The organism is Pseudoalteromonas lipolytica (assembly GCF_003515105.1).
Taxonomy (GTDB): domain Bacteria; phylum Pseudomonadota; class Gammaproteobacteria; order Enterobacterales; family Alteromonadaceae; genus Pseudoalteromonas; species Pseudoalteromonas lipolytica.
Window position 1 is genome coordinate 1,858,201 of the sequence record NZ_CP032090.1, and the last position, 21,981, is coordinate 1,880,181.

The 21,981-nt window shown below is 40.5% G+C and carries 24 protein-coding genes; 6 read left to right on the top strand and 18 right to left on the bottom strand.

All coding sequences use genetic code 11. From position 1 onward, the window contains the following. Positions 1-9: 9 nt before the first annotated feature. The 6 genes from D0907_RS08480 to D0907_RS08505 form a co-directional block, all read right to left on the bottom strand. A complete protein-coding gene (locus D0907_RS08480) occupies positions 10-1,173 on the bottom strand; it encodes an endonuclease/exonuclease/phosphatase family protein (RefSeq protein ID WP_036968360.1) in 1,164 nt (387 codons plus the stop codon). After that, positions 1,170-2,102: a YeiH family protein gene (locus tag D0907_RS08485; RefSeq protein WP_036968358.1), complete on the bottom strand. Its 933-nt coding sequence runs from the start codon at positions 2,100-2,102 to the stop codon at positions 1,170-1,172. Before D0907_RS08485 ends, D0907_RS08480 begins: the two co-directional genes overlap by 4 nt. Next, positions 2,099-2,329, bottom strand: a complete 231-nt coding sequence (locus D0907_RS08490) for a DUF2798 domain-containing protein (protein ID WP_036968356.1) — start codon at positions 2,327-2,329, stop codon at positions 2,099-2,101. The genes D0907_RS08485 and D0907_RS08490 overlap by 4 nt, the downstream gene beginning before the upstream one ends. A 137-nt stretch (positions 2,330-2,466) precedes the next feature. Continuing rightward, on the bottom strand, positions 2,467-3,615 hold the full coding sequence (locus tag D0907_RS08495) for a 5-(carboxyamino)imidazole ribonucleotide synthase (RefSeq protein ID WP_036968354.1): 1,149 nt from the start codon (positions 3,613-3,615) through the stop codon (positions 2,467-2,469). A gap of 1 nt (position 3,616) precedes the next feature. Then, on the bottom strand, positions 3,617-4,099 hold the full coding sequence (purE, locus tag D0907_RS08500; protein WP_065979940.1) for a 5-(carboxyamino)imidazole ribonucleotide mutase: 483 nt from the start codon (positions 4,097-4,099) through the stop codon (positions 3,617-3,619). 195 nt (positions 4,100-4,294) lie between these two features. Continuing rightward, on the bottom strand, positions 4,295-5,881 hold the full coding sequence (locus D0907_RS08505; RefSeq protein ID WP_074988205.1) for an ABC-F family ATPase: 1,587 nt from the start codon (positions 5,879-5,881) through the stop codon (positions 4,295-4,297). 205 nt (positions 5,882-6,086) lie between these two features. Here D0907_RS08505 and D0907_RS08510 point away from each other — a divergent pair, with 205 nt between their 5' ends. Together D0907_RS08510 and D0907_RS08515 are read left to right on the top strand one after the other, a co-directional pair. Next, positions 6,087-6,608, top strand: a complete 522-nt coding sequence (locus tag D0907_RS08510; protein WP_036968346.1) for a TetR/AcrR family transcriptional regulator — start codon at positions 6,087-6,089, stop codon at positions 6,606-6,608. A 171-nt stretch (positions 6,609-6,779) separates the two neighbouring features. Next, entirely contained in the window at positions 6,780-7,988 is a 1,209-nt protein-coding gene (locus D0907_RS08515; RefSeq protein WP_036968343.1) for a porin, read from the top strand. 536 nt (positions 7,989-8,524) lie between these two features. Here D0907_RS08515 and D0907_RS08520 read toward each other — a convergent pair. The 4 genes from D0907_RS08520 to D0907_RS08535 all read right to left on the bottom strand — a co-directional run bounded on the left by D0907_RS08520 (position 8,525) and on the right by D0907_RS08535 (position 10,265). Next, entirely contained in the window at positions 8,525-8,836 is a 312-nt protein-coding gene (locus D0907_RS08520; RefSeq protein ID WP_065979943.1) for an antibiotic biosynthesis monooxygenase family protein, read from the bottom strand. A 5-nt stretch (positions 8,837-8,841) separates the two neighbouring features. Beyond that, a complete protein-coding gene (locus D0907_RS08525; protein ID WP_074989599.1) occupies positions 8,842-9,252 on the bottom strand; it encodes a GFA family protein in 411 nt (136 codons plus the stop codon). A 17-nt stretch (positions 9,253-9,269) separates the two neighbouring features. Further along, positions 9,270-9,701, bottom strand: coding sequence for a DUF3859 domain-containing protein (locus D0907_RS08530; RefSeq protein WP_036968338.1), 432 nt, complete (start codon positions 9,699-9,701; stop codon positions 9,270-9,272). A gap of 84 nt (positions 9,702-9,785) precedes the next feature. Further along, complete coding sequence (locus D0907_RS08535) at positions 9,786-10,265, bottom strand: GNAT family N-acetyltransferase (protein WP_051501763.1); 480 nt, start codon at positions 10,263-10,265, stop codon at positions 9,786-9,788. A gap of 80 nt (positions 10,266-10,345) precedes the next feature. Here D0907_RS08535 and D0907_RS08540 point away from each other — a divergent pair, with 80 nt between their 5' ends. After that, a complete protein-coding gene (locus tag D0907_RS08540) occupies positions 10,346-10,552 on the top strand; it encodes a hypothetical protein (RefSeq protein ID WP_036968335.1) in 207 nt (68 codons plus the stop codon). Positions 10,553-10,618: 66 nt separating this feature from the next. Here D0907_RS08540 and htpX read toward each other — a convergent pair whose 3' ends face one another. From htpX to bioB, 5 genes are all read right to left on the bottom strand, one after another. Next, positions 10,619-11,479, bottom strand: a complete 861-nt coding sequence (gene htpX, locus D0907_RS08545; protein ID WP_036968332.1) for a protease HtpX — start codon at positions 11,477-11,479, stop codon at positions 10,619-10,621. A gap of 175 nt (positions 11,480-11,654) precedes the next feature. Further along, on the bottom strand, positions 11,655-12,338 hold the full coding sequence (bioD, locus tag D0907_RS08550; protein ID WP_118844324.1) for a dethiobiotin synthase: 684 nt from the start codon (positions 12,336-12,338) through the stop codon (positions 11,655-11,657). After that, positions 12,335-13,129, bottom strand: a complete 795-nt coding sequence (locus D0907_RS08555) for a methyltransferase domain-containing protein (protein WP_036968326.1) — start codon at positions 13,127-13,129, stop codon at positions 12,335-12,337. Before D0907_RS08555 ends, bioD begins: the two co-directional genes overlap by 4 nt. After that, complete coding sequence (locus D0907_RS08560) at positions 13,126-14,259, bottom strand: aminotransferase class I/II-fold pyridoxal phosphate-dependent enzyme (protein ID WP_036968322.1); 1,134 nt, start codon at positions 14,257-14,259, stop codon at positions 13,126-13,128. The genes D0907_RS08555 and D0907_RS08560 overlap by 4 nt, the downstream gene beginning before the upstream one ends. A gap of 7 nt (positions 14,260-14,266) precedes the next feature. After that, complete coding sequence (gene bioB / locus D0907_RS08565) at positions 14,267-15,307, bottom strand: biotin synthase BioB (protein WP_036968319.1); 1,041 nt, start codon at positions 15,305-15,307, stop codon at positions 14,267-14,269. Positions 15,308-15,404: 97 nt separating this feature from the next. On the opposite strand from bioB, the gene bioA reads away from it, so the two are divergent. Further along, positions 15,405-16,697 carry an adenosylmethionine--8-amino-7-oxononanoate transaminase gene (gene bioA / locus D0907_RS08570; protein WP_036968315.1) on the top strand — a complete coding sequence of 431 codons (1,293 nt, stop codon included), beginning with the start codon at positions 15,405-15,407 and terminating at the stop codon, positions 16,695-16,697. Positions 16,698-16,725: 28 nt separating this feature from the next. Here the strand turns inward: bioA and D0907_RS08575 are convergent, their stop codons facing one another. Beyond that, complete coding sequence (locus D0907_RS08575; protein ID WP_036968312.1) at positions 16,726-17,160, bottom strand: ATP-binding protein; 435 nt, start codon at positions 17,158-17,160, stop codon at positions 16,726-16,728. Between the two features lie 272 nt (positions 17,161-17,432). Between D0907_RS08575 and asnS the strand changes: the two genes are divergently transcribed. Both asnS and D0907_RS08585 read left to right on the top strand, forming a co-directional pair. Further along, entirely contained in the window at positions 17,433-18,830 is a 1,398-nt protein-coding gene (asnS, locus tag D0907_RS08580) for an asparagine--tRNA ligase (protein ID WP_065979949.1), read from the top strand. 160 nt (positions 18,831-18,990) lie between these two features. After that, positions 18,991-19,920: a PstS family phosphate ABC transporter substrate-binding protein gene (locus tag D0907_RS08585; protein ID WP_065979950.1), complete on the top strand. Its 930-nt coding sequence runs from the start codon at positions 18,991-18,993 to the stop codon at positions 19,918-19,920. Positions 19,921-20,238: 318 nt separating this feature from the next. Here the strand turns inward: D0907_RS08585 and D0907_RS08590 are convergent, their stop codons facing one another. Together D0907_RS08590 and D0907_RS08595 are read right to left on the bottom strand one after the other, a co-directional pair. After that, positions 20,239-21,165, bottom strand: coding sequence for an electron transfer flavoprotein subunit alpha/FixB family protein (locus D0907_RS08590; protein ID WP_118844325.1), 927 nt, complete (start codon positions 21,163-21,165; stop codon positions 20,239-20,241). Then, positions 21,166-21,915, bottom strand: coding sequence for an electron transfer flavoprotein subunit beta/FixA family protein (locus D0907_RS08595; protein WP_036968304.1), 750 nt, complete (start codon positions 21,913-21,915; stop codon positions 21,166-21,168). Positions 21,916-21,981: the final 66 nt, after the last annotated feature.

Sequence of the window (21,981 nt, forward strand, 5' to 3'; positions counted from 1 at the left end):
AATAACAGCTTATTTTAACGAAATATCGAGCCACACCATGCGATGATCAGAAGACGCATTACGATCTTTAATTAAACGGTACAATTCGCTGTCTTTGGTTGGCCAAAATACCCCACCATTTTTAATTTCAATACCGTAATTTGATGGCAGTACATAATCAGCACGTGCTTGCCAATACGCGGTGTAATTTTTAGCGTAACTGTCTTTATAAGACTCTTTTGCACCTTTACTCGATGGTGTAAACGACGCATTAACATGTGGATTTTTTAATATTTGATCCGTTGTCGTTGGGCGTGCTTTATCCCCTTCTGGTGCAGCATTTAAATCACCAACAATTACAAACCGACTATTCGGTTTTAAGCCACCTTGTTGGCCTTTATCATCATAGAGGTAGTTTTCGTTGTTAATGTAATCAGCAATCAGTCTAACTTCATCATGGTTGCGCTTGCCGTTACGGTCTTCATCACCATCAAATACAGGTGGCGTAGGATGCGAAGCTAATAAATGGAATGTCTTCCCTTTTACATTTATGGGTAAATCCCAAAACGATTTTGAGCTTAAATGAATAGCTTGCCACGCTTCTTTTGAATACCAGTCTTTACCTGTTTTGGGGTCGATAGGCATTTGTGCGTTTGGCATATCTTTGTATTTGAATGTTTGCAGTGTACGGGCTTTTTCTAAATCAATAGGATAACGCGAAAGTACTGCCATCGCATAATGCCCCTCAAAGAAGCCAAAACCGTGCGCATCACCTTTGTAATGCCCCTTTACACCATCTTTATCTAGGTCAAAATTAGTGGGTAAACCTGTATTAACAGGCGCAATGAAAGCATACGGGTAATCTATAGCAACCTGCTTATTTTGTGAGACTTGTAGATAATTTTTACGAAAAACATTAATGCCTTTATCTGCATCGATGTAATCAAATTCATTGAGTAAAATAACATCAGGTCTGACGCGTTGAATAATTTCTGCGATATTACGAATTTGCTGGTGGTTACTTGCAAGCGCTTTACTGAGCGCGTCTTTATCGATTGCTTCGCCTTTGCTTGCATAGTTTGTTGCGTCCATACTGACGTTAAAAGTCGCAACGCGTAAGTCGGCAGCAACAAGGTTAGTTGCAAATAAACCAGTTGCAAGTGCAATCGAAGACGTTAATAAGGCGTTTTTCATGAAATAAATCCATCTACTATTAAAAGTAAAATAATACTACTGACGATGATCCATAAGATCATTGCCATGATAAAAGGTTTAATACCAGCTTGCTTAAGCACTGTAACAGATAAGCCACTGCCAATTAAAAATAGCGTCATAACTAATATTTGTTTCGCGCCAATATTCAATGCATGCCAAAGAGGTTGATACTCTGGTAAGCTTGAATTTATCAGTGCTGCTGCTAAAAATCCAATTATAAACAAAGGGATACTTGCTTTTTCATCGGATTTCCAAAAAACTCCCGCAATACTTGTATAAGGAATAATCCACATTGCTCGGGTTAACTTTATGGTGGTTGCAATCGCTAATGCTGATGCGCCATAAGCAGCTGATGCACCAACAACGCTACTGGTATCGTGTATTGCAAGTGCGGCCCATACACCAAATTGCTGTTCTGTTAGACCAAGATAGTGACCAATCATTGGAAATAGCACCAGACCTAGCGCGTTTAATAAAAAAACAACCGCGAGTGAAATGGCGACTTCATGATCTTTTGCTTTTATTACGGGGGCCATAGCTGCTATCGCACTCCCACCACAAATTGCCGTACCAAACGATATCAATACCCCAGTATTTTTATTCAGTTTAAATAACTGAGATAAAATTTCACCAAGTCCAATTATGGCTGTAATGCTAACAATGGTGAGTACGATAGAGCTGCGCCCTACTTCAATAACTTGATTAAAATCAACAGCAAACCCTAAACCTATGACAGCAATTTTGAGCATTATCTTACTCAATTTTTGAGAGAGAGCTGCAAAGGGGTTACCCAAAATAATAGCAAATAAAGCCCCTACAATGAGCGATGTAGCAGAACCTACAAAAGGAATAGCCGAGATTAAGAATAACGCAATAAAAAGAAGTTGTTTGGGACGTTCAGCAATCACAACGGGGCTCTTATCAGTCTGTTTGTTAATTTATGCACCAAAGGCGCGATTAAAATCACAGTAGGAAATGCAACACAAAAAGCAAAAGCCCATGCTTTTAACCAAAGAATCACAATATTATCGACAAAACCAACGTTAAAAATGCTGATCACCAATGACATAAAACCAGACATAAATAACGCCATAAAAAACGCAAATACGACTGTTTGTAATCGTGGATGGAACATAGCACGCTAATATTAGTATAAAAATAGGAGTCTATCGGAAGAATTTATAGACGCAAGCTCTTTGAGACAAGAGACGTAAATACATGTAATGGCATTAAAAAGCCGAGAAGACCTCGGCTTTTAGCAATTTAAACTGATTAGTTTAAAATCAACTGTGTACTGGTGTTTGCGACACCTGGGTAATCTTCTTCTGGTAGAATTTCGGCAAGGGCCGCTAAACGCTCACCCAGTTGATGAAGATTATCGGCAGAGACATTAATGTGCCCCATTTTGCGACCCGGCTTTGCTGTTTTGCCATACCAGTGACTCGTAACGTCGTGTGTAGCCAGCACTGATTGAGGGATAGATGGTTGGCCTAACACGTTAATCATCGCTGTTGGGCGAAGTAACTCCGTGCTACCCAGAGGTAAACCCGCCACTGCGCGCATATGGTTTTCAAATTGCGAACAGTGAGTGCCCTGCTGCGTCCAGTGACCCGAGTTATGCACACGTGGCGCAATTTCATTAACGAGCAATGTACCTTGCACATCAAAGAATTCAATCGCTAACACACCTACATAATCAAGCTCTTGCGCTAATTTATTAAACGCGCGCTCAGCTTGCTCTTGAATGGCCGCTTTTTCTTTGCCAGCAACAGATAGCGTTAATACACCGTTGGTATGCTGATTTTCGGTTAATGGGTAAATAACCGTGTTCCCTGCTTTGTCGCGTGCACCAATGATTGATACTTCACGGTCAAATGGGATCATCTTTTCAGCAATGATTGAATGTGGCGCAGAGTCAGTACCTGAAGCAATGAAGTCTGCCATTTCAGACCAGATTTGTTCAATTTCGTCATCTGATTTTAAACGCCACTGGCCTTTTCCGTCGTAACCAGCTTGGCAAGTTTTAATTACCAGCGGTTTACCTAAACGTTCAACTGCGGCAATTAAATGTGCTTTTTCGGTGATTAATTGATAAGGCGCACACTCTACGTGTGTTTTATCGAGTAACGCTTTTTCTAATGCACGGTCGCCGCCAGTTTTTATGGCTGCTTTGCCCGGGTAAAACTTATTGCTTTGACAACACAGTGTTAAGACATCATCGGGAATGTGCTCAAACTCTGCGGTAATAGCATCTGCATTATCGATTGCTTGTTGTAATGTGCTGCTGTGAACTTCACCTGTTAAAGGGTGAATAATTTTTTCACTGCCTACATCGTAAGCAACCACGTTTAAATCAAGCGGTGCGCCTGCTAAACTCATCATACGAGCTAGCTGACCTGCACCTAAAATCAAAATATTCATATTACTCTGCAGGATTTGGGTTAGCTAAAATAGTCTCTGTTTGTTCTTTGCGGAATGCTTCTACTTTTGCGAAGATTTCAGGCTGTTGGCAACCTAAAATTTGTGCAGCGAGTAGACCCGCGTTTGCCGCACCAGCTTCACCAATAGCAAGCGTACCGACAGCAACACCTTTAGGCATTTGGCAGATAGATAATAATGAATCAACACCGTTTAGCGTTTTAGATTTAACAGGCACACCTAATACAGGTAGCGAGGTAAACGCCGCAGCCATACCAGGTAAGTGCGCAGCACCACCGGCACCCGCTATAATAATTTTTATACCACGCTCAGCAGCTGAGCTTGCATAATCGGCAAGTAATTGAGGAGTACGGTGTGCAGAAACAACTTTGGTTTCGTATTCAATGCCGAATTTTTCAAGCATTAACGCCGCATGTTCCATCGTTGGCCAATCTGATTTGGAACCCATAATAATGCCAACAGTCATATTTACACCTCAATCAATTTATTTTATAAAAAAGCGATTAATACCAACTGATAATTTAATCATGCAAATTGGTATAAAAGCGGACTTTTGTCCTTATTTTGTGGCGTGTATTATATACCTAAGTCACATAAAGATGCGACTCTAGAAGCACAAAAAAGCCATGACTTGCATGGCTTTTAAGCAGTAACTTAACGATTACGCTTCTTTACTTGCTAGGTACTCAGTATATGTTCCCTTAAAGTCGATAATTTTACCGTCTTTAATCTCCCAAATACGATTTGCAAGTGATGATACAAACTGTCTATCGTGTGAAACGAACAATAATGTACCTTCGTACGCTTCAAGGGCTAAGTTTAGCGCTTCGATAGATTCCATATCCATGTGGTTGGTTGGCTCATCCATTAACAAAATGTTTGGTTTATGCATCATAATCTTACCAAACAACATACGGCCTTGCTCACCACCTGAAATGACTTTTACCGATTTTTTGATGTCGTTTTGTGAAAACAGCATACGACCAAGGAAACTACGAACAACTTGCTCATCATCTCCTGCTTGTTGCCATTGTTCCATCCATTCAAACAAGTTCATGTCTTTTTCGAACTCATCTGCATGGTCTTGTGCATAATAACCAATGTTCGCGTTATCAGACCATTTATACTCACCTTGCTTTGGTGCTAAACGCCCAGCAAGAGTATTTAAAAGTGTTGTTTTACCAACACCGTTTTCACCGATAATCGCAATGCGCTCGCCCACTTCCACTAAGCCCTCAAGGCCGCTGAAAAGCATCTCGTCAAAGCCTTGTGCAAGGTTAGTTAACTCAAGTGCATTACGGAATAATTGCTTTTCTTGTTCAAAGCGAATAAACGGGCTCTGACGTGATGACGCTTTTACTTCTTCAAGCTGAATTTTATCAATTTGTTTAGCGCGTGATGTAGCTTGCTTTGCTTTAGAAGCATTTGCAGAGAAACGCGATACAAATTGTTGAAGTTCAGCAATTTGGCTTTTCTTCTTGGCGTTTTCGCTTAGTAAACGTTCGCGAGCCTGTGTTGCAGCAAACATATATTCATCGTAATTACCTGGATAAATACGTAATTCACCGTAATCGATATCAGCCATGTGTGTACACACTGAGTTTAAGAAATGACGGTCATGCGAAATGATAATCATGGTGCAGTCGCGCTGGTTTAACACGTCTTCTAACCATTTGATGGTGTAAATATCCAAGTTATTGGTGGGCTCATCCAGTAACATGATATCTGGGTCAGAGAACAGTACTTGAGCAAGTAACACACGCAGTTTAAAGCCAGGGGCAATTTCAGACATTGGACCGTAATGCTGTTCAGTGCCAATACCTACGCCAATAAGTAACTCACCTGCTTTAGCTTCAGCAGAGTAACCGTCCATTTCAGCAAATTCGGTCTCAAGATCGGCTACTTTCATACCGTCTTCTTCGCTCATTTCGGGTAAGCTATAAATACGATCACGCTCCTTTTTTACTTCCCACAGCTCTTTATGACCCATGATAACCGTGTCGATAACAGAAAACTCTTCGTAAGCAAACTGGTCTTGGTTTAGTTTTGCGATACGTTCGTTTGGATCTGTGCTGACATTTCCTGCTGATGGCTCAAGCTCACCACTGAGGATTTTCATGAACGTTGATTTACCACAGCCATTTGCACCGATTAGACCATAGCGGTTGCCATCGCCAAATTTAGCTGAGATATTTTCGAATAAAGGTTTAGCACCAAATTGCATGGTGATATTAGCTGTACTAATGATAGCGGTACCCTCCAGCGGGTAAAAGTAAAAATAAAACTGCGTGCAATTTTAAACTAAAGCCGCTTTGCACGCCATGAAAGTTTCTTTAAATACGCGCAGTGATTTTACAATTTCAAATGGGCAGTCTACCTTTAATGAGCATGCTCACTTTTATTTATGAGCGCGCTCATTTAAAAATTTAGCAATATAAATCAATGGGCTAAACATGAAAAAGCACGATCAAACGCACTCACGGATACTGAACGAAGCGTGGAGTCTCTTTACTGAAAGTGGCTTTAACGACACGTCAACCAGGCAAATATCTACAGCAAGCGGTATTGCTGTAGGCACTTTGTTTAATCATTTTTCTGATAAGGTGGCAATTTTAGAGGCGTGTTTAGACATGCGTTTTAAAGATGTGTTAGAGCGTGCAAAAGAGACCGATATACATCGCCCGCCCCGACTTAAGCTTAATCACTATGCACAATATTTTTATCAATTTTATTGTTTGCACCATTGTTTTTATAAAGTGCTTTTTAGCCAACGATTGTTTTCGCAAACATTTCAACAGCAGCATATGGATCTAATGCATTCATTAGTTTTTGCTGACCAACCACAATTTAACAAAGTAAAAGCTGCAATCTTGCTTGATTGTTATTTTATGACTTTATTGTATGGATTAGGTGCAGACACACCCAATACTAAATTAATGCTAAGAACACTTAGTCAAAAAGTGTCTATTTTTTAGTCTGACTAACACGTTGATTATTCAATGAAGTGAACTGAAAATGAATAAATATTCCACAAAGGCTGTACCTTTCATGATATTTTTTCACTTTTTACCTTATTTTAGCTTTGATAGTCTTCATCTTTTAGTTAATTTATACCTCTTAGGGACAATAATAAAACAAGGTACTCTATGAAAAGAACACTCGCTGCCACACTGATTGCTGGTTTATTCACAAGTTACACTGTAGATGCAATCGAAATATACAAAGATGAAACGAACAGTGTCACAGTAGGCGGCTTTATCGATGCGCGTATTATAAACACGCAAGGTCAGACAGAAGTTGTTAATGGTGCGTCACGCATTAATTTTGATTTTAAGCGCCAATTACAAAATGGATGGCATGCATTTGCATTACTAGAATGGGGCGTAAACCCGGTAGGCAGTAGTGACATTATTTATAATAATCGCTTTGAATCAATTCAGGATGAGTTTTTATATAATCGATTAGGTTATGTCGGTATTAAGCACGATGACTATGGTCAAATTACGCTGGGTAAACAATGGGGTGCTTGGTATGACGTTGTTTATAACACTAATTTTAGTTTAGTGTGGGATGGTAACGCAGCTGGCGTGTATACGTATAATAAAGACGATGGTGCAGTAAACGGCACCGGTCGAGGTGATAAAGTACTGCAATACCGTAATAAATGGGGTAAGTTTCATGTTGCACTGCAAGCCCAGTTAAAATCTGATGATTTTTATACATGTGATATTGCCGATATATCACGAAGTTCATGTGAAGTGCTTTGGAACCAAGGCAATAACGCTGCGCAAAAAGTAGAGTTTAATTCAACCTATGGTGCTGCCCTCACCTATTTTGCTACTGATAATTTAAAATTAACAGCGGGTGTAAACCGTGGACAATTTGATGTTTTATACGCGGGTGGGCGGAATCAATCGGTCACTGATCTAATTTATGGTGCGGGCATTACCTATGGTGACTTTTATAAACCGGGCTGGTATGCATCGGCCAACATAAACAAAAACGAAAACCACGACACCGATAACATTGGCCGCTTAATAAAAGACGCTGTCGGGTTAGAATCAATTTTAAGTTATCGATTCGACAATAATTTACGTACTTTTGTTGCCTATAACGTGTTTGATGCCGGTGACGATTACGTGATCCAGCCAAACTTTAATGCAGATCCTGAGGATGTGTTCAAACGTCAGTTTGCAGTTTTAGGCGCACACTATTTCATGGGCAAAGACACGATTTTGTATATCGAAGCGCGTAAAGACTTTAGTGACTTTTCAAGCAATGATGCAGAGCAAGAAGCTCAAATGTCGCAAACCGAAGATGATGGTATTGCCATCGGCTTCAATTACACATTGTAATTAAGTTTTAATTTAGAGCCCACAATCGTGGGCTTTATTTTTTAGATAAATAACTCTATGCCAACGTACCCTGTACGACACTGCAATAACGATAATTACATTCAAATCATTAAAAGCTAATTGAATATAAATACATACACATAAAAGATGTTATCGATAACACCATTGTGAAAACTCTTATTTTTCCCTACTCCTCTATTTTGCGAGCTTTTACATACCTAGCGTATTTTCGATGTCATGGGGAGAAATTAAGTCACTGTTCTGATATTACGTATGCGGCTTGCTGGTAACTGAGTGCAAAATGCAACTGGGGTTTATGCACGAAATTAAGACATGTTATTGGTAATAAAGAAGCGACAAAAATGCAAAAGATAAACAAAATTAACTCAGCTCTGCAAAGTTAATTCGACTAAATTAGATGTTACTTAGGGCTTGAACCATCGTTCTTGCGATTAATTATTATACTTCCCCACTCAATTGCTGAGAGTGTAATTAATAAAGATAGAGTATGATGTGTTCTTATTGTTACTGCTATTCTACAGCGAGTATTCACGTTCTACTTTTGCGATACGTGTTGTAAATGCGTTATACCATTTATCGCGACCAAGTTGTTGAGCGTTGAGGTGCTCAACATGTTGTTTCCACGACTTAATAGCATCTAGGCTTTGCCAGTAAGAAACGGTAATCCCTACACCATCACGCACTGATTCCATGCCTAAAAAACCAGGTTGTTGCTCGGCAAGCTCAACCATACGGTTAGCCATTTCTTCATAGCCTGCGGTGTTCTCAGATAAGGTGTTCGTAAATATAACTGCGTAATACGGGGGTTTGGGCGTCGTGGCTATCATAATGGTTACTTACGTCTGCTTGGTTCAAAACCATCATAACATGGAATATCACTGTCGAAGGTATCCCAATTGGCTTTCGAACTGACAAAGTTATGGCTAATCGGACGCTCTGTAATATCGCTGTCCAATAGACCTAAGCGTATACGCAAACGACTCATATCCTCTTTATTTTCACTGTAAATAGGCGAGCCACAACAGCGACAAAAATAACGTATTCTACCGGCTTTAAATTCAAACGCACTCAGATACTGCTTACCTTGTGTAATTGCAAACCCATCACGGCGAATAAACCCATTCGTCGCATAAGCGGTACCCGAATTTTTACGGCATAGTGAGCAATGGCAATGAATAATTGAATCTATGCCACCAGCAATTGTTACCGTTACTTTGCGACACAAACAGCTTCCTTGGTACATATTCCCTCTTGTGGTTTTTAATAGCCGCGATGCTTCCAAAAATCGTTGGCTGAGCCTTCGCTTGGTTTCAGTAAGTTAAACGATTTATCTGCAATTATATGGCCATTTAGCTCAATAGTCATGCGCCAAATACCCACTTTATTATCAACAGGCGCCCAGATAGTATCGCCTAAGTAAAACTGCCAGTCGTTTGTTTTTACATACTCTTCACCTTCAAATGGCGGCATTATTTCACCGTCATCATCGGGAATATTTGGATGATACACACAGAACTTAATTTTTTGGCCTTTTGCTTTTTTAATATTAACAATAAAGCCAAATTCGATATCTAACTCGGCTGGCACATCCGTGGTAAATTCAGTGATTTGTGGTAGGTCTTTTTCTTTTGCATCCCAATGACTGTAGATGCCATAACTTTCAATAGTCGAAACAGGTTTAGCTTTGGCCATACCGACTTAAGGTCCTCTCATTAAACAGGCGCTCATTTTATAGTAGCCATTTTGCCATAACAAGCTTGTACTATAATAACATCTTTAAGTGATGTGTTTTGTCCACAGCTCATTGTTAAGTTCAAAACCACATTTTGCAAGCAGCTTTATGCAAGCTGTATTCTCGGGTTGAACAATTGCATGCACTTTATCGACAGGGGTTGTTATAAACACATTTAGTTTTTGAAAAAACTCTAACAGCACTTTTTGCATTATCCCCTTACCAAAGTAGTGAGATGCGAGTTCAAAGCCTAACACACCCTGCCCATCTATTATGTTAAATAGCCCAATACTGCCAATTACTAAGCCATTGCTTCGTAAAACAATCACTAAACGTATACCTTGCTGGTTATAAAAACCTTCGATATCACCTTGAATAAAATCGTATACGTCACCTTTTGTTAAATCACTTTTATAGTCATTAAATGACTGCACTTGAGGATCTTTTAAAATCTCCCATATTGCTTGGCAATCTTTATGGCGTATGGGCCTTAAATCGTAGGCATAGTTGTCATCACAAGACACGTCTATTTCTTCTTTTTACTTTATGAGCAGGCATTATTGTCTTACTATAAGCGCAATTACAAGCAATTAGGTTTAGTACGATGAGTGAAGAATTTAAAGTAATTCAACCAACCACCACTGTTTATTGCAAAGAACGAGGCGAAGGCTGGACCTTAACAGGCATCACGAGTATTGATGAGCACACATCGGTCATGTTTGACGGTGTGAGATACACACTGCCAGCCAGAGAAATCGTTGAAGTATTACTACCACAGCAACTCGAAAGAGAAAAAAGTCAAAGTGAATAAAAACAAAAAGCCAGCAACAAGCTGGCTTTTTAATGTGTTAATTAGCAACTCACGTTATAAGTTTATTTAACGTAAGGCGTTAATACGCTCATCAAGTGGCGGGTGAGATGAGAATAACTCAGCGACACCTTTACCGCTTGCAATACCAAATGCCATCATTGAACCTTCTAGTTGCGATGGGTGGTTTTGCTTTAAACGCTCAAGTGCGCTGCGCATTTTATCTGCGCCAACAAGTTTTGCAGCGCCTGCATCCGCCGAAAACTCACGTTTACGGCTATAGTAGGCCACAATTACACTCGCTAATACACCAAATAACATTTGGAAAATCATATCAAACAAGAAGTAAGTCCAGCTACTGCCACCTTCTTCTTCATCGCTATTGATAAAGTTATCAACAATACCTGCCAATACTTTTGCCATAAAGATAACAAAGGTATTCACCACGCCTTGAATAAGCGTAAGCGTGACCATGTCACCATTAGCAATATGCGATACTTCATGCGCCAAAACAGCTTCCGCTTGGTCTTGATTCATGTTGTGTAATAAACCTGTACTCACAGCAACTAACGAGTTGTTTTTACTAGGCCCAGTTGCAAATGCGTTCATTTCAGGGCTGTCGTAAATGGCCACTTCAGGCATTGCAATGCCTGCTTTTTTAGCCTGTGCAGCCACAGTTGAAACAAGCCATTGTTCAGTTTCTGAACGAGGCTGTTCAATAACATGAGCGCCCGTTGACTTTTTAGCCATCCATTTCGACATAAATAACGAAATAAATGAGCCGCCAAAACCAAATACGGTCGAAATGACTAGAATGCCGCCTAAACTGCGATGACTAATACCCAGTACACTCATCACAATAGACAACACAATGCCTAACACTAGCATGACCGCTAAGTTAGTCAGTAGAAACAAGAATACACGCTTCATAAAAACCTCAGAATAAACATACCAATTGTATTAACTAACGGCATGATTAAAAACCGTTAGTTAATAAAATTAACTGAGCTTGTTACTACCTTTAGTTTAGTTTTAAAGCAATTGGTTACAAGGAACTAATTGCAACCAATTGTGACAGAGTATGTCAAAAGTAACAACTCAATTATTATGGGTGAATGGATAAAATTTCAAGTAAGGTTTTATAAATATTTAATTTAGGAGTTTTTTCTGTGTAGGGGGTAATACCTAATAGCGGAAACGGTAAAGTATTTTTAAGGGTCTGTAAATTAGCCTCTTGTTCTTGCATGGTGGGGTCAACATGATTTGCTATCCATCCTACACAGTTTACGCCCGACGCTTTAAAATGAGCGGCAGTCAATAAAGCATGATTTAAACAACCCAGTTTCATGCCTACAACCAAAATAACATTGAGGTTTTGCTGTTTAACCCAATCAGATAACAAGTCAGTTTCGTTAATGGGTAAGCACCAACCACCGGCCCCTTCTGTCAGAATATAATCAGTATTGAGTGCTTTCACATTCTCATACGCGCTATCTAGTTTCTCAAAGGTGAGTCTATCGCCAACTTTCGCTGCGGCAATGTGCGGAGCAATTGGTGGCTCATAAGTAAACGGATTCACAATTGTGTACTTAGCACCAACAGACGAGCTTTCAATTAAGGTTAGCGCATCTTCATTTACCAATTCACCAAAAGCCATCTCAGCCCCTGCTGCAATGGGTTTGTAACCAACCGCTCGTCGTTTATGTTGTGCTAGCAGCTTTAATAATAAACTGGTGACATGGGTTTTACCGGCATCGGTGTCCGTGCCAGTGATAAAAAATTCTTTCATTGTTTTTCTAATTCTAAAAGTACGACGTGATAACTCACTCTAGCATGCCCATCAACCAGAGGATATGCCTTGCACACGTTATTCAATGCTTGCTTTGTTAAAAGACCCTGACGCTTTTTATTACTGTGTAATGACGTAGCGCCAATGGCCTTAATTGAACGTATTGCCTCAAGTGGGCTTTTATAAGCGTCGGTATAACAGGTATCTACTGCAAAATTCACCTTAAATCCAGCAGCCTTCGCATACTGTGTGACATTGTCGGATGAGTGAAATTGATTAATACGAGACTGGTCATCTAAACAGGAAAAAGCCTGTTTAATTTCGTGTAATGAGCCTGCAATAACACAACTTAAATACACCCGACCATTGTCTTTAAGCACGGCAAACAGCTGTTTAAAAAGCAAGGGTAAATCTGCCGACCATTGCACGGCAAAATTACTGAATACGCAATCAACACTGTTTTTTTGCAGTGGCAAATTATCCATATCGGCACACAGCTTTAAATATTCACGACTTTTATCGGTGTTTAACATGGCGTGGCTTAAGTCCATCGCCACTACCGTTGCAAAATATTGTTGCAATAGGGCTGTATTAACCAGCGGTCCTGCACCTAAATCGAGGCAAACGCCCTGTTGATTTTTATTCGCAAGCAGTTTGATTAAATGCGCTGCTGCTTGCTTTTGAACGTTAGCATGGCTGTTGTAATGCGCTGCCGCTTTCGAAAACTGACTCGCTGTGGACAGCTTGTGATCTTTTGCGACGTGAGCAGTACTGTGTGCTAATTGGCTCATAAGCACTCCACTAACGTATCTACCAACGTGTTTATATCATCGAGCTGATGGGCACTGCTAAGTGTGACTCTTAACCGCGATGTATTAAAAGGTACGGTTGGTGGACGAATGGCTGTTAACCAAATTCCACACTGTTTTAGCTTATTCGCCACATCAACCGTTTGTGCGGCATCACCGAGTACCAATGGTTGTATTGCTGTATCTGAATCCATAAGCGCTAAGTTTTTCGCTTTTGCTAATGTTTTAAAATACGCAATATTTTTAAAAAGCTGCATACGTTTATTATCAGCGGCCAGTATTTTTTCTAGTTGTACACGCGTACTACTTGCCATCACAGGCGACATGGCTGTTGAATAGATATAATCACGGTTAAATTGCAGCATGTAATCAATAACCGATTTACTCGCCAGCAAGCATGCACCACTGCTAGCGAGGGCTTTACCAAATGTAATGATCAATAAATCGGGTTTGTGCACTTCACAGCTACCAAGCCCGTGCTTACCTAACACACCAAACCCGTGGGCGTCATCAATCATTAGCCAGGCATTATAGTTATGCGCAAGTTCGCACAGCTGTGCAACAGGTGCTTTATCACCATCCATCGAAAACACGCCTTCACTCACAATGAGTTTATGTTTAGCTTTCGATTTTTGTATGCGTGACTCTAAGTGCTTTAAATCATTATGATTAAACCGCACCATCGCCGCTTGAGAATGGAGACCGCCATCAATCAAACTAGCATGATTGAGTTTATCTTGAAAAATTGCGGCAGATTGCGCCACAGCTTTATCGTTAAACAAGGCTTTTAACACACTGCTATTTGCACTAAAGCCACTGTTGAAAAGCATGGCACTTTCATAACCGAGTAACTCACATAGGCGCTGCTCAAGAGCCTGTTGCGGTTTATTATAGCCATTTACTAATGCTGAACTGTGACTGCCTAGTGGCAGCTCACTCACTGTAACGAGTTCATCAGCGAAGCCTAAATAATCATTGCTGGCAAAATTTAAGTACTGTTTTCCTGCAATACGAATAAAGCGTCCGTTTGACTCTTCGACCAGTTGGCGCTGCCTAAGTAAAGCATCTTCTTTACGCGCTTGAAGATGCTGTGCAATAAATTCAAAAGGCATAACGTGTTTAAGCTTCGTAAAATAGTTCTGATGTTGCTTTGTCGGCCACTTTTGAAGAAAGTGACGCCGCGACAGCTTCATCTGAATAATCTTCACGTTTTTCAGGGTTCATACCCAGCTTTTTAATCAGCATCATATCGGCATCCGCTTCTGGGTTTTCTGTTGTGAGTAGCTTATCACCATAGAAAATAGAATTAGCGCCTGCAAAGAAACACATCGATTGCATTTGCTCGTTCATCGCAGTACGCCCTGCCGATAAACGTACATAACTTTTTGGCATCATAATTCGTGCCACAGCGATGGTGCGAATAAATTCAAAATGATCAAGGTCATCGACATCTTCCAGTGGCGTGCCTTTTACTTTTACCAGCATATTGATAGGCACACTCTCTGGTTGCTGATCTAAGTTTGCAAGTTGCATCAATAAACCATAACGGTCTGCGGCTTGTTCACCCATGCCAACAATACCGCCAGAACATACTTTCATGCCTGCATCGCGTACGTTGTCTATTGTATTTAAACGGTCTTGATAAGTACGGGTGGTAATAATCTGTTGGTAATATTCTGGTGAGGTGTCTAGGTTATGATTGTAATAATCAAGTCCTGCTTCTTTTAAGGCGTGCGCTTTTTGATTATCGAGCATGCCTAAAGTCATACATGTTTCAAGGCCTAATTCTTTAACTTCTTGCACCATTTTTTCGATGTAAGGCATGTCACGATCTTTAGGATCTGACCACGCAGCACCCATACAAAAACGCGTAGCTCCTTTTTCTTTTGCAGCACGCGCTTGCTCAACAACTTTTTCTACTTCCATAAGGCGCTCACGCTCAAGATCTGTTTTATAATGTCCTGATTGTGGGCAGTATTTACAGTCTTCTGGGCATGCACCCGTTTTAATAGAAAGTAGCGTTGAAATTTGAACTTCATTAGGATTGAAATTTTCGCGGTGAACACTGGCCGCTTTAAACAGTAAATCGTTAAATGGCATATCAAATAATGCTTTTACTTGTTGGTGGGTCCAATCGTGACGGACAATTGCGTGCTCCATAATCTTCTCTTTTTAAATTTATTAGGACGGTCTGATTGGCTTAGTCTACGTCTTGACGTAACATTGTCAACGAAACCAAGCAGAGCAAAGTTTACATATGCACAATAAACAAACAATTGATTTAGATTTTGATCGTGAACATATTTGGCACCCTTATACGTCCATGACCACCCCGCTTCCCGTTTACCCTGTAAGCCATGCAAAAGCGAACCGCATTTTTTTAGAAACAGGCGAAGCACTTATTGACGGTATGGCATCGTGGTGGAGTGCGATTCACGGTTATTGTCATCCTGTACTAAACGAAGCCATTACCAAACAGTTAGGTAAAATGAGCCATGTTATGTTTGGTGGTTTAACCCATAAACCTGCGGTTGAACTTGCCAAAAAGCTCGTTGAGATCACACCATCAACATTAAATAAAGTGTTTTTAGCAGACAGCGGCTCTGTAAGTGTCGAAGTGGCTATCAAAATGGCATTGCAGTATTGGTTAAGCCAAGGTATTAAAACCAAACAAAAATTAATGACCCCGCTTAAGGGGTATCATGGTGATACCTTCGCGGCAATGAGCGTATGCGATCCGGTTAACTCTATGCACAGTATGTACTCTGGGTTTCTCCCTGAGCATGTGTTTGTACCCGCCCCCGTCTCCCGCTTTAATGAAACCTTTGATATACATGAAGCAGAAACACTCGAGGTTTACTTTAAAGAGCATCATCAAGACGTCGCCGCTTTTATTATTGAACCTATAGTACAAAACGCAGGGGGGATGAACTTTTACCACCCTGAGTATCTTCGCCATATAAGAGCACTTTGCGATAAGTACAATGTACTGCTTATATGTGATGAAATTGCCACTGGGTTTGGCCGTACTGGCAAACTTTTTGCCGTTGAACATGCCGACATTGAGCCCGATATCATGTGTATTGGTAAAGCACTCACCGGAGGGATGATGACGTTATCAGCCACATTAACGACATCAAAGGTGGCCGTTGGCATAAGTGAAGGCGAAGCCGGTGTACTTATGCATGGCCCCACATTTATGGGGAATCCTCTGGCCTGTGAAACTGCCTGTGCAAGTATTGATTTATTACTAGAGCAGCCTTGGCAAGAGCAAATTGTGCATATTAATGAGGTGCTTACTGAGCAGCTAAGCAAATGTAAGCAACATGCCAATGTGGTGGATGTACGAACACTTGGTGCAATTGGTGTGGTAGAGCTAAACCGCCGTGTTGATGTGGCTAAAATACAACAGTTTTTTGTAGAAAAAGGGGTTTGGATCCGCCCATTTGGAAAACTTATTTACTTAATGCCACCGTACATTAGCAGCGAAACTTGCTTAGAAAAATTGTGTGGCGCAATTGATGACGCCATTAGCCAAAATATGTTCTAGACACAAAAAAGGAAGCGTATGCTTCCTTTTACCATTCAAACATGTAAGCCATTTTGCTTATCATTCTTAGCGGCACTTTGTGCTCACAGCGTTTAGCATATAAATGCTGAAGTGACTTGTCTTTGATTTCACCTACAATCACTTCTTTAACCTGATAACCTAACGCCGTAGCAGCTTGTGCATAGGCAATAAATTCCCATTTTTTTATATTGGTGTTATCTACAATCACCAAGGGGATTTCTTCAGCTAAGGCATTAATAAATCGCGCTAAGTTTAAATTATGATATTCAGGGAGCTTAAATTTATCGAATTGATAGACACCTTCGCTGTTATAAAAATAATCATCGGTTGCGCACACAACATAATCACTTTCATTACCAGCCACCAATTCATCGGCAAGGCTTTGCGCATAATATGATTTACCTGAGCCGGGTAAGCCGCGAAGAATAAAAACTTGTTTCATAGCACCTGTAATACAAATAAGTTAAAAACAATAAGAAACGATTTCTTGTTTAGGATTGATAATAATGCCACAAAATAACCAATTAGCGCAGCGAGAATTTAAATAATCGTCATTTTAACGCAAAATATTGATGCTATTTTATCCAATTGAAGAAAAACTTCTAAAGAGTGTGCCGGAATAGTTTTTTTATTTGATTTACGAAGGTAAGATAGTCGATTCAAGTGCAATGCACAGCATTATAATATTAGGCAACTTATATCATTGGAGTGAAGATGAGCCATTTAGCGATTTCAGAGCTATTAAAAGGCAAGGTTGCGGTAGACAGCCAAGTAACAGTAAAAGGCTGGATCCGTACACGCCGCGATTCAAAAGCAGGAATTTCATTTTTAGCCGTTCATGACGGTTCGTGTTTTGATCCTATTCAAGCGGTAGTACCTAATTCACTTAATAATTATGATGAAGTTACACGTTTAACGGCGGGTTGTTCTGTTTCTGTAACAGGTGTGCTTGTGCAATCTGCTGGCCAAGGTCAGTCGTTTGAAATTCAAGCAAACACGGTTGAAGTATTAGGCTGGGTAGAAAACCCAGACACCTACCCTATGTCAGCTAAACGTCATAGTATTGAATACCTTCGCGAGCATGCGCACCTACGCCCACGCACTAACATTATGGGTGCAGTAACACGTGTTCGTAACTGTTTAGCACAAGCTATTCACCGTTTTTATCATGAGCAAGGTTTTTACTGGATCAGTACGCCTATCATTACAGCAAGTGACTGTGAAGGTGCCGGTGAAATGTTCCGTGTATCAACACTTGATATGCAAAATCTACCACGCACAGATAAAGGCGATATCGATTACAGTGAAGACTTCTTTGGTAAAGAAGCATTCTTAACTGTATCTGGTCAGTTGAACGGTGAGACGTATGCGTCTGCTATGTCTAAAATCTATACCTTTGGCCCGACTTTCCGTGCTGAGAACTCAAACACATCGCGTCACTTAGCCGAATTTTGGATGGTAGAACCTGAAGTTGCGTTTGCTGATTTAGAAGACATCGCAAAGCTTGCTGAAAATATGCTTAAGTATGTCTTTAATGCCGTATTAACTGAGCGCCGTGACGACATGGAGTTTTTCGCACAACGTATTGAGAAAACGGCCATTTCACGTTTAGAAGAGTTTGTAACCAAAGACTTTGCACAAGTTGACTACACTGACGCTATCGAAATTTTAAAAGCCTGTGGTAAACAGTTTGAATTCCCTGTTGAATGGGGTGTAGATTTACAATCAGAGCACGAGCGTTACTTAGCAGAAGAACATTTTAATGCGCCTGTTGTTATTAAAAACTACCCACGCGATATTAAAGCCTTCTACATGCGTCAAAACGAAGATGGCAAAACAGTAGCAGCAATGGATGTTGTTGCGCCTGGTATCGGCGAAATCATTGGTGGTTCACAGCGTGAAGAACGTTTAGACGTACTTGACCAACGCTTAGAAGAAATGGGCTTAGATAAAGAAGACTACAGCTGGTATCGTGACCTACGTAAATACGGCACAGTACCACATTCTGGTTTTGGCCTAGGCTTTGAGCGTTTAGTCGCTTATGTAACGGGTATGGGTAACGTACGTGACGTTATTGCATTCCCACGTACTAAAGGCAGCGCGACTTACTAAGCAAGCTTAAATGTTAGTGTTAAAAACCAGCCAATTGGCTGGTTTTTTTATACCTGTAAATACGCAGCCTTCTCAATTAAATCACCAGCATAATAATTACAAAAGCCAATCTATACTCTATAGTCAACGTTAGTGATTTATAAAGGAGCTATTATCAGACATGCTCATACACTCTCTTAAGATATTAACCCTCACCGCTATTTTTACCTTATCGCCCCGCTTGGTTGCCCTTGAAGAACCCATTAATGCGAAACCGATTTTAATCGCAGGATCAACGACCGTTACAGAGCTGCTTGTAGAAATTAAGGACGAGTTACACAATGGCTTTGGCAACTCAATACAAATTAGACCCATGGGCAGTGATAAAGGCATAAAAGCCATTGCCGACAATGTGATTGATATTGGCAGCAGTTCACGATACCTGACAAAGATTGAACAAGAGAAGTGGCCTTATTTAAAGCAAATTGTGATTGCACAAGATGCGCTTGCTTTTTTCATCAATAGTTCATTGAATATCGACAACCTGACCAGTAATGAGCTTAGAAGCATCTACCAAGGTAAAATAAACACGTGGTCTAGCCTGTCATCAAAAACACCAAAATTAAGTAACAAAAATGATGAGATCCTACTTTTTAGTAAAGGGACTCATCACGGCAGTTTTGATGTGTTTTTAGAGTTTCTCGAACTTGATTACATTAAAGACCCCGATACAAACTACATAAGACTAAAAAATGCAGGCAACAGAGGCTTGTTTTCTAACCAGCGAGTGAGCCTATATGACCATTTCAACCAAGCGCTGGGCATTGTTCAACGGATTCCAAACGCGATTGCCTACGACTCTTACGGTGCGATAAGTAAACTCGAAGACGATAGACGCATTAATAAAGTAACACTGTTATCAATTAATAACGTTAAACCTTCCAAAGAAACGATAGAAAATGGTGATTATGAATTTGTAAGACCGTTAATTCTGATAGTTAATACCCAATCGCCCCGCTCTAAGCTGATTGGCGAAAAGCTAGTAATGCTCTTAAAGTCTCCACAAGTCCAAGCCAAAATGAGCAACCAAGGGTATTTAGCAGTGAATTAATAGAGGTGTAACCAATAGAAGACCTCTTATGTCTAAAAAACAACTTGAAGGCGCATAAACTTGTAGGCGAATAAAACAGTCTATTGAGCTCAGTAAAAGTTCGTCTAAACCGTACTAAGGAACAGTTAAAGCCGGTAAAGCTAATCAGAGCAAATAAAGTCCCAAAGCAAGTTTATGTAACATGCCGATTTTCGATAAAGAAAAGTCGCGCGTTAGTTACATTTATAACGCCCTTACTCGTATTCAGACAGAAACGAGTATAAAAAAAGCTGCGCACCTAGAAGGTGAACAGCTTTTAACAACCAGAATCGTTATGTATTACAGTGCGTTTTCAAGCTCGGGTAATACATCAAATAAGTCAGCAACTAAACCATAATCAGCCACTTGGAAAATAGGTGCGTCAGGGTCTTTATTTATTGCAACAATGACTTTTGAGTCTTTCATACCCGCCAAATGCTGAATGGCCCCACTGATACCTACTGCAATGTATAAATCAGGGGCAACAATTTTACCCGTTTGACCTACTTGCATATCATTTGGCACAAAGCCCGCGTCAACTGCAGCACGAGACGCGCCAATTGCCGCACCTAGTTTGTCAGCGATACCGTTTAATAACGCGAAATTTTCACCATTTTGCATACCTCGGCCACCCGAAATAACCACCGGTGCTGCCGTGAGCTCAGGACGCTCTGATTCAGTTTGTTCTTGTGATACAAACTCACTTAAGCCCGCAGACCCTTTACTATCAATCGCTGAGACAGAAACAGGGGCTTGTTCAGCGGCGACATCAAAGCTGCTTGCACGTACAGTGATTACTTTTTTAGTATCGAGTGATTTAACGGTTGCAATTGCATTACCCGCATAAATTGGACGCTTGAACGTGTCAGCATCAATCACATCGATAATTTCTGAGATTTGCGCAACATCTAGTAAGGCCGCAACACGTGGCATAAAGTTTTTGCCCGTTGTCGTAGCACTTGCCACAATGTGTGAATAATTGTCACTAAGAGATAAAACAAGATCAGCCACATTCTCAGCTAATTGGTGAGCGTAAGCGGTATCGTCAGCAACGAGTACATTGCTAACACCGGCGATCGACGCTGCCTTTTCGCTCATAGCCGCTAGATTTTCACCAGCTAATAATAAATCAACGTCAAAACCTAATTTAACAGCAGCGGTCATTGTTTTATGTGTTTCAGGCTTTAGAACACCGTTGTCGTGTTCAGCTATCACTAATGTTTTCATTTAGATCACCTTCGCTTCTGTTTTTAACTTTTCAACCAACGTCGCCACATCTTCAACGATAATACCGGCTGAACGTTTTTCAGGTTCATTAACTTCAACAAGCTGAATGCGCGGAGCAAGGTCAACACCTAAGCTATCTGCAGCAATGACCTCTAACGGCTTACGCTTTGCTTTCATAATATTTGGCAACGATGCATAACGCGGCTCGTTTAGGCGTAAATCTGTCGTTACAATGGCAGGTAATTTAAGCGCGACAGTTTGTAAACCACCATCTACTTCACGCGTAACATTCACAGTACCTGATTGCACATCAACTTTAGAGGCAAAAGTACCTTGGCCACGTCCTGTTAAAGCAGCGAGCATTTGACCTGTTTGATTATTGTCTGAATCAATCGATTGTTTGCCTAAAATAACCAGCTCGGGTGACTCTTGCTCAACAATCTTACTTAATAGCTTCGCTACGTGTAGCGACTCTAGTTTTTCTTCAGTTTCGATATGAATCGCTTTATCTGCACCCAGTGCTAATGCTGTACGTAATTGCTCTTGAGATGATTTATTACCAATAGTTACAGCCACAACTTCTGTTGCCGTGCCTGCTTCTTTCAAACGAATAGCTTCTTCAATTGCAATTTCACAAAACGGGTTCATCGCCATTTTTACATTAGCTAAATCAACATCCGATTTATCTGCTTTAACGCGTGCTTTGACGTTATAGTCAATTACTCTTTTAATTGGAACGAGGATTTTCATCGTGACTCCATCAATTGTGTGTTCTTAAAGCTGACGTCTACGTCAACTTATTTATTTTATGATTTC

Coding starts and splice junctions, on each gene's coding strand:
- D0907_RS08495 (WP_036968354.1), bottom strand. CDS start 3,615: ATGAATATTTTGATTTTAGGTGCAGGTCAGCTAGCTCGTATGATGAGT.
- D0907_RS08520 (WP_065979943.1), bottom strand. CDS start 8,836: ATGATAGCCACGACGCCCAAACCCCCGTATTACGCAGTTATATTTACG.
- D0907_RS08555 (WP_036968326.1), bottom strand. CDS start 13,129: ATGAGCCAATTAGCACACAGTACTGCTCACGTCGCAAAAGATCACAAG.
- D0907_RS08510 (WP_036968346.1), top strand. CDS start 6,087: ATGAAAAAGCACGATCAAACGCACTCACGGATACTGAACGAAGCGTGG.
- bioB (WP_036968319.1), bottom strand. CDS start 15,307: ATGGAGCACGCAATTGTCCGTCACGATTGGACCCACCAACAAGTAAAA.
- D0907_RS08530 (WP_036968338.1), bottom strand. CDS start 9,701: ATGGCCAAAGCTAAACCTGTTTCGACTATTGAAAGTTATGGCATCTAC.
- D0907_RS08490 (WP_036968356.1), bottom strand. CDS start 2,329: ATGTTCCATCCACGATTACAAACAGTCGTATTTGCGTTTTTTATGGCG.
- D0907_RS08575 (WP_036968312.1), bottom strand. CDS start 17,160: ATGAAACAAGTTTTTATTCTTCGCGGCTTACCCGGCTCAGGTAAATCA.
- asnS (WP_065979949.1), top strand. CDS start 17,433: ATGAGCCATTTAGCGATTTCAGAGCTATTAAAAGGCAAGGTTGCGGTA.
- bioD (WP_118844324.1), bottom strand. CDS start 12,338: ATGAAAGAATTTTTTATCACTGGCACGGACACCGATGCCGGTAAAACC.
- D0907_RS08525 (WP_074989599.1), bottom strand. CDS start 9,252: ATGTACCAAGGAAGCTGTTTGTGTCGCAAAGTAACGGTAACAATTGCT.
- D0907_RS08515 (WP_036968343.1), top strand. CDS start 6,780: ATGAAAAGAACACTCGCTGCCACACTGATTGCTGGTTTATTCACAAGT.
- purE (WP_065979940.1), bottom strand. CDS start 4,099: ATGACTGTTGGCATTATTATGGGTTCCAAATCAGATTGGCCAACGATG.
- D0907_RS08540 (WP_036968335.1), top strand. CDS start 10,346: ATGAGTGAAGAATTTAAAGTAATTCAACCAACCACCACTGTTTATTGC.
- D0907_RS08595 (WP_036968304.1), bottom strand. CDS start 21,915: ATGAAAATCCTCGTTCCAATTAAAAGAGTAATTGACTATAACGTCAAA.
- bioA (WP_036968315.1), top strand. CDS start 15,405: ATGCACAATAAACAAACAATTGATTTAGATTTTGATCGTGAACATATT.
- D0907_RS08560 (WP_036968322.1), bottom strand. CDS start 14,259: ATGCCTTTTGAATTTATTGCACAGCATCTTCAAGCGCGTAAAGAAGAT.
- D0907_RS08480 (WP_036968360.1), bottom strand. CDS start 1,173: ATGAAAAACGCCTTATTAACGTCTTCGATTGCACTTGCAACTGGTTTA.
- D0907_RS08590 (WP_118844325.1), bottom strand. CDS start 21,165: ATGAAAACATTAGTGATAGCTGAACACGACAACGGTGTTCTAAAGCCT.
- D0907_RS08585 (WP_065979950.1), top strand. CDS start 18,991: ATGCTCATACACTCTCTTAAGATATTAACCCTCACCGCTATTTTTACC.
- htpX (WP_036968332.1), bottom strand. CDS start 11,479: ATGAAGCGTGTATTCTTGTTTCTACTGACTAACTTAGCGGTCATGCTA.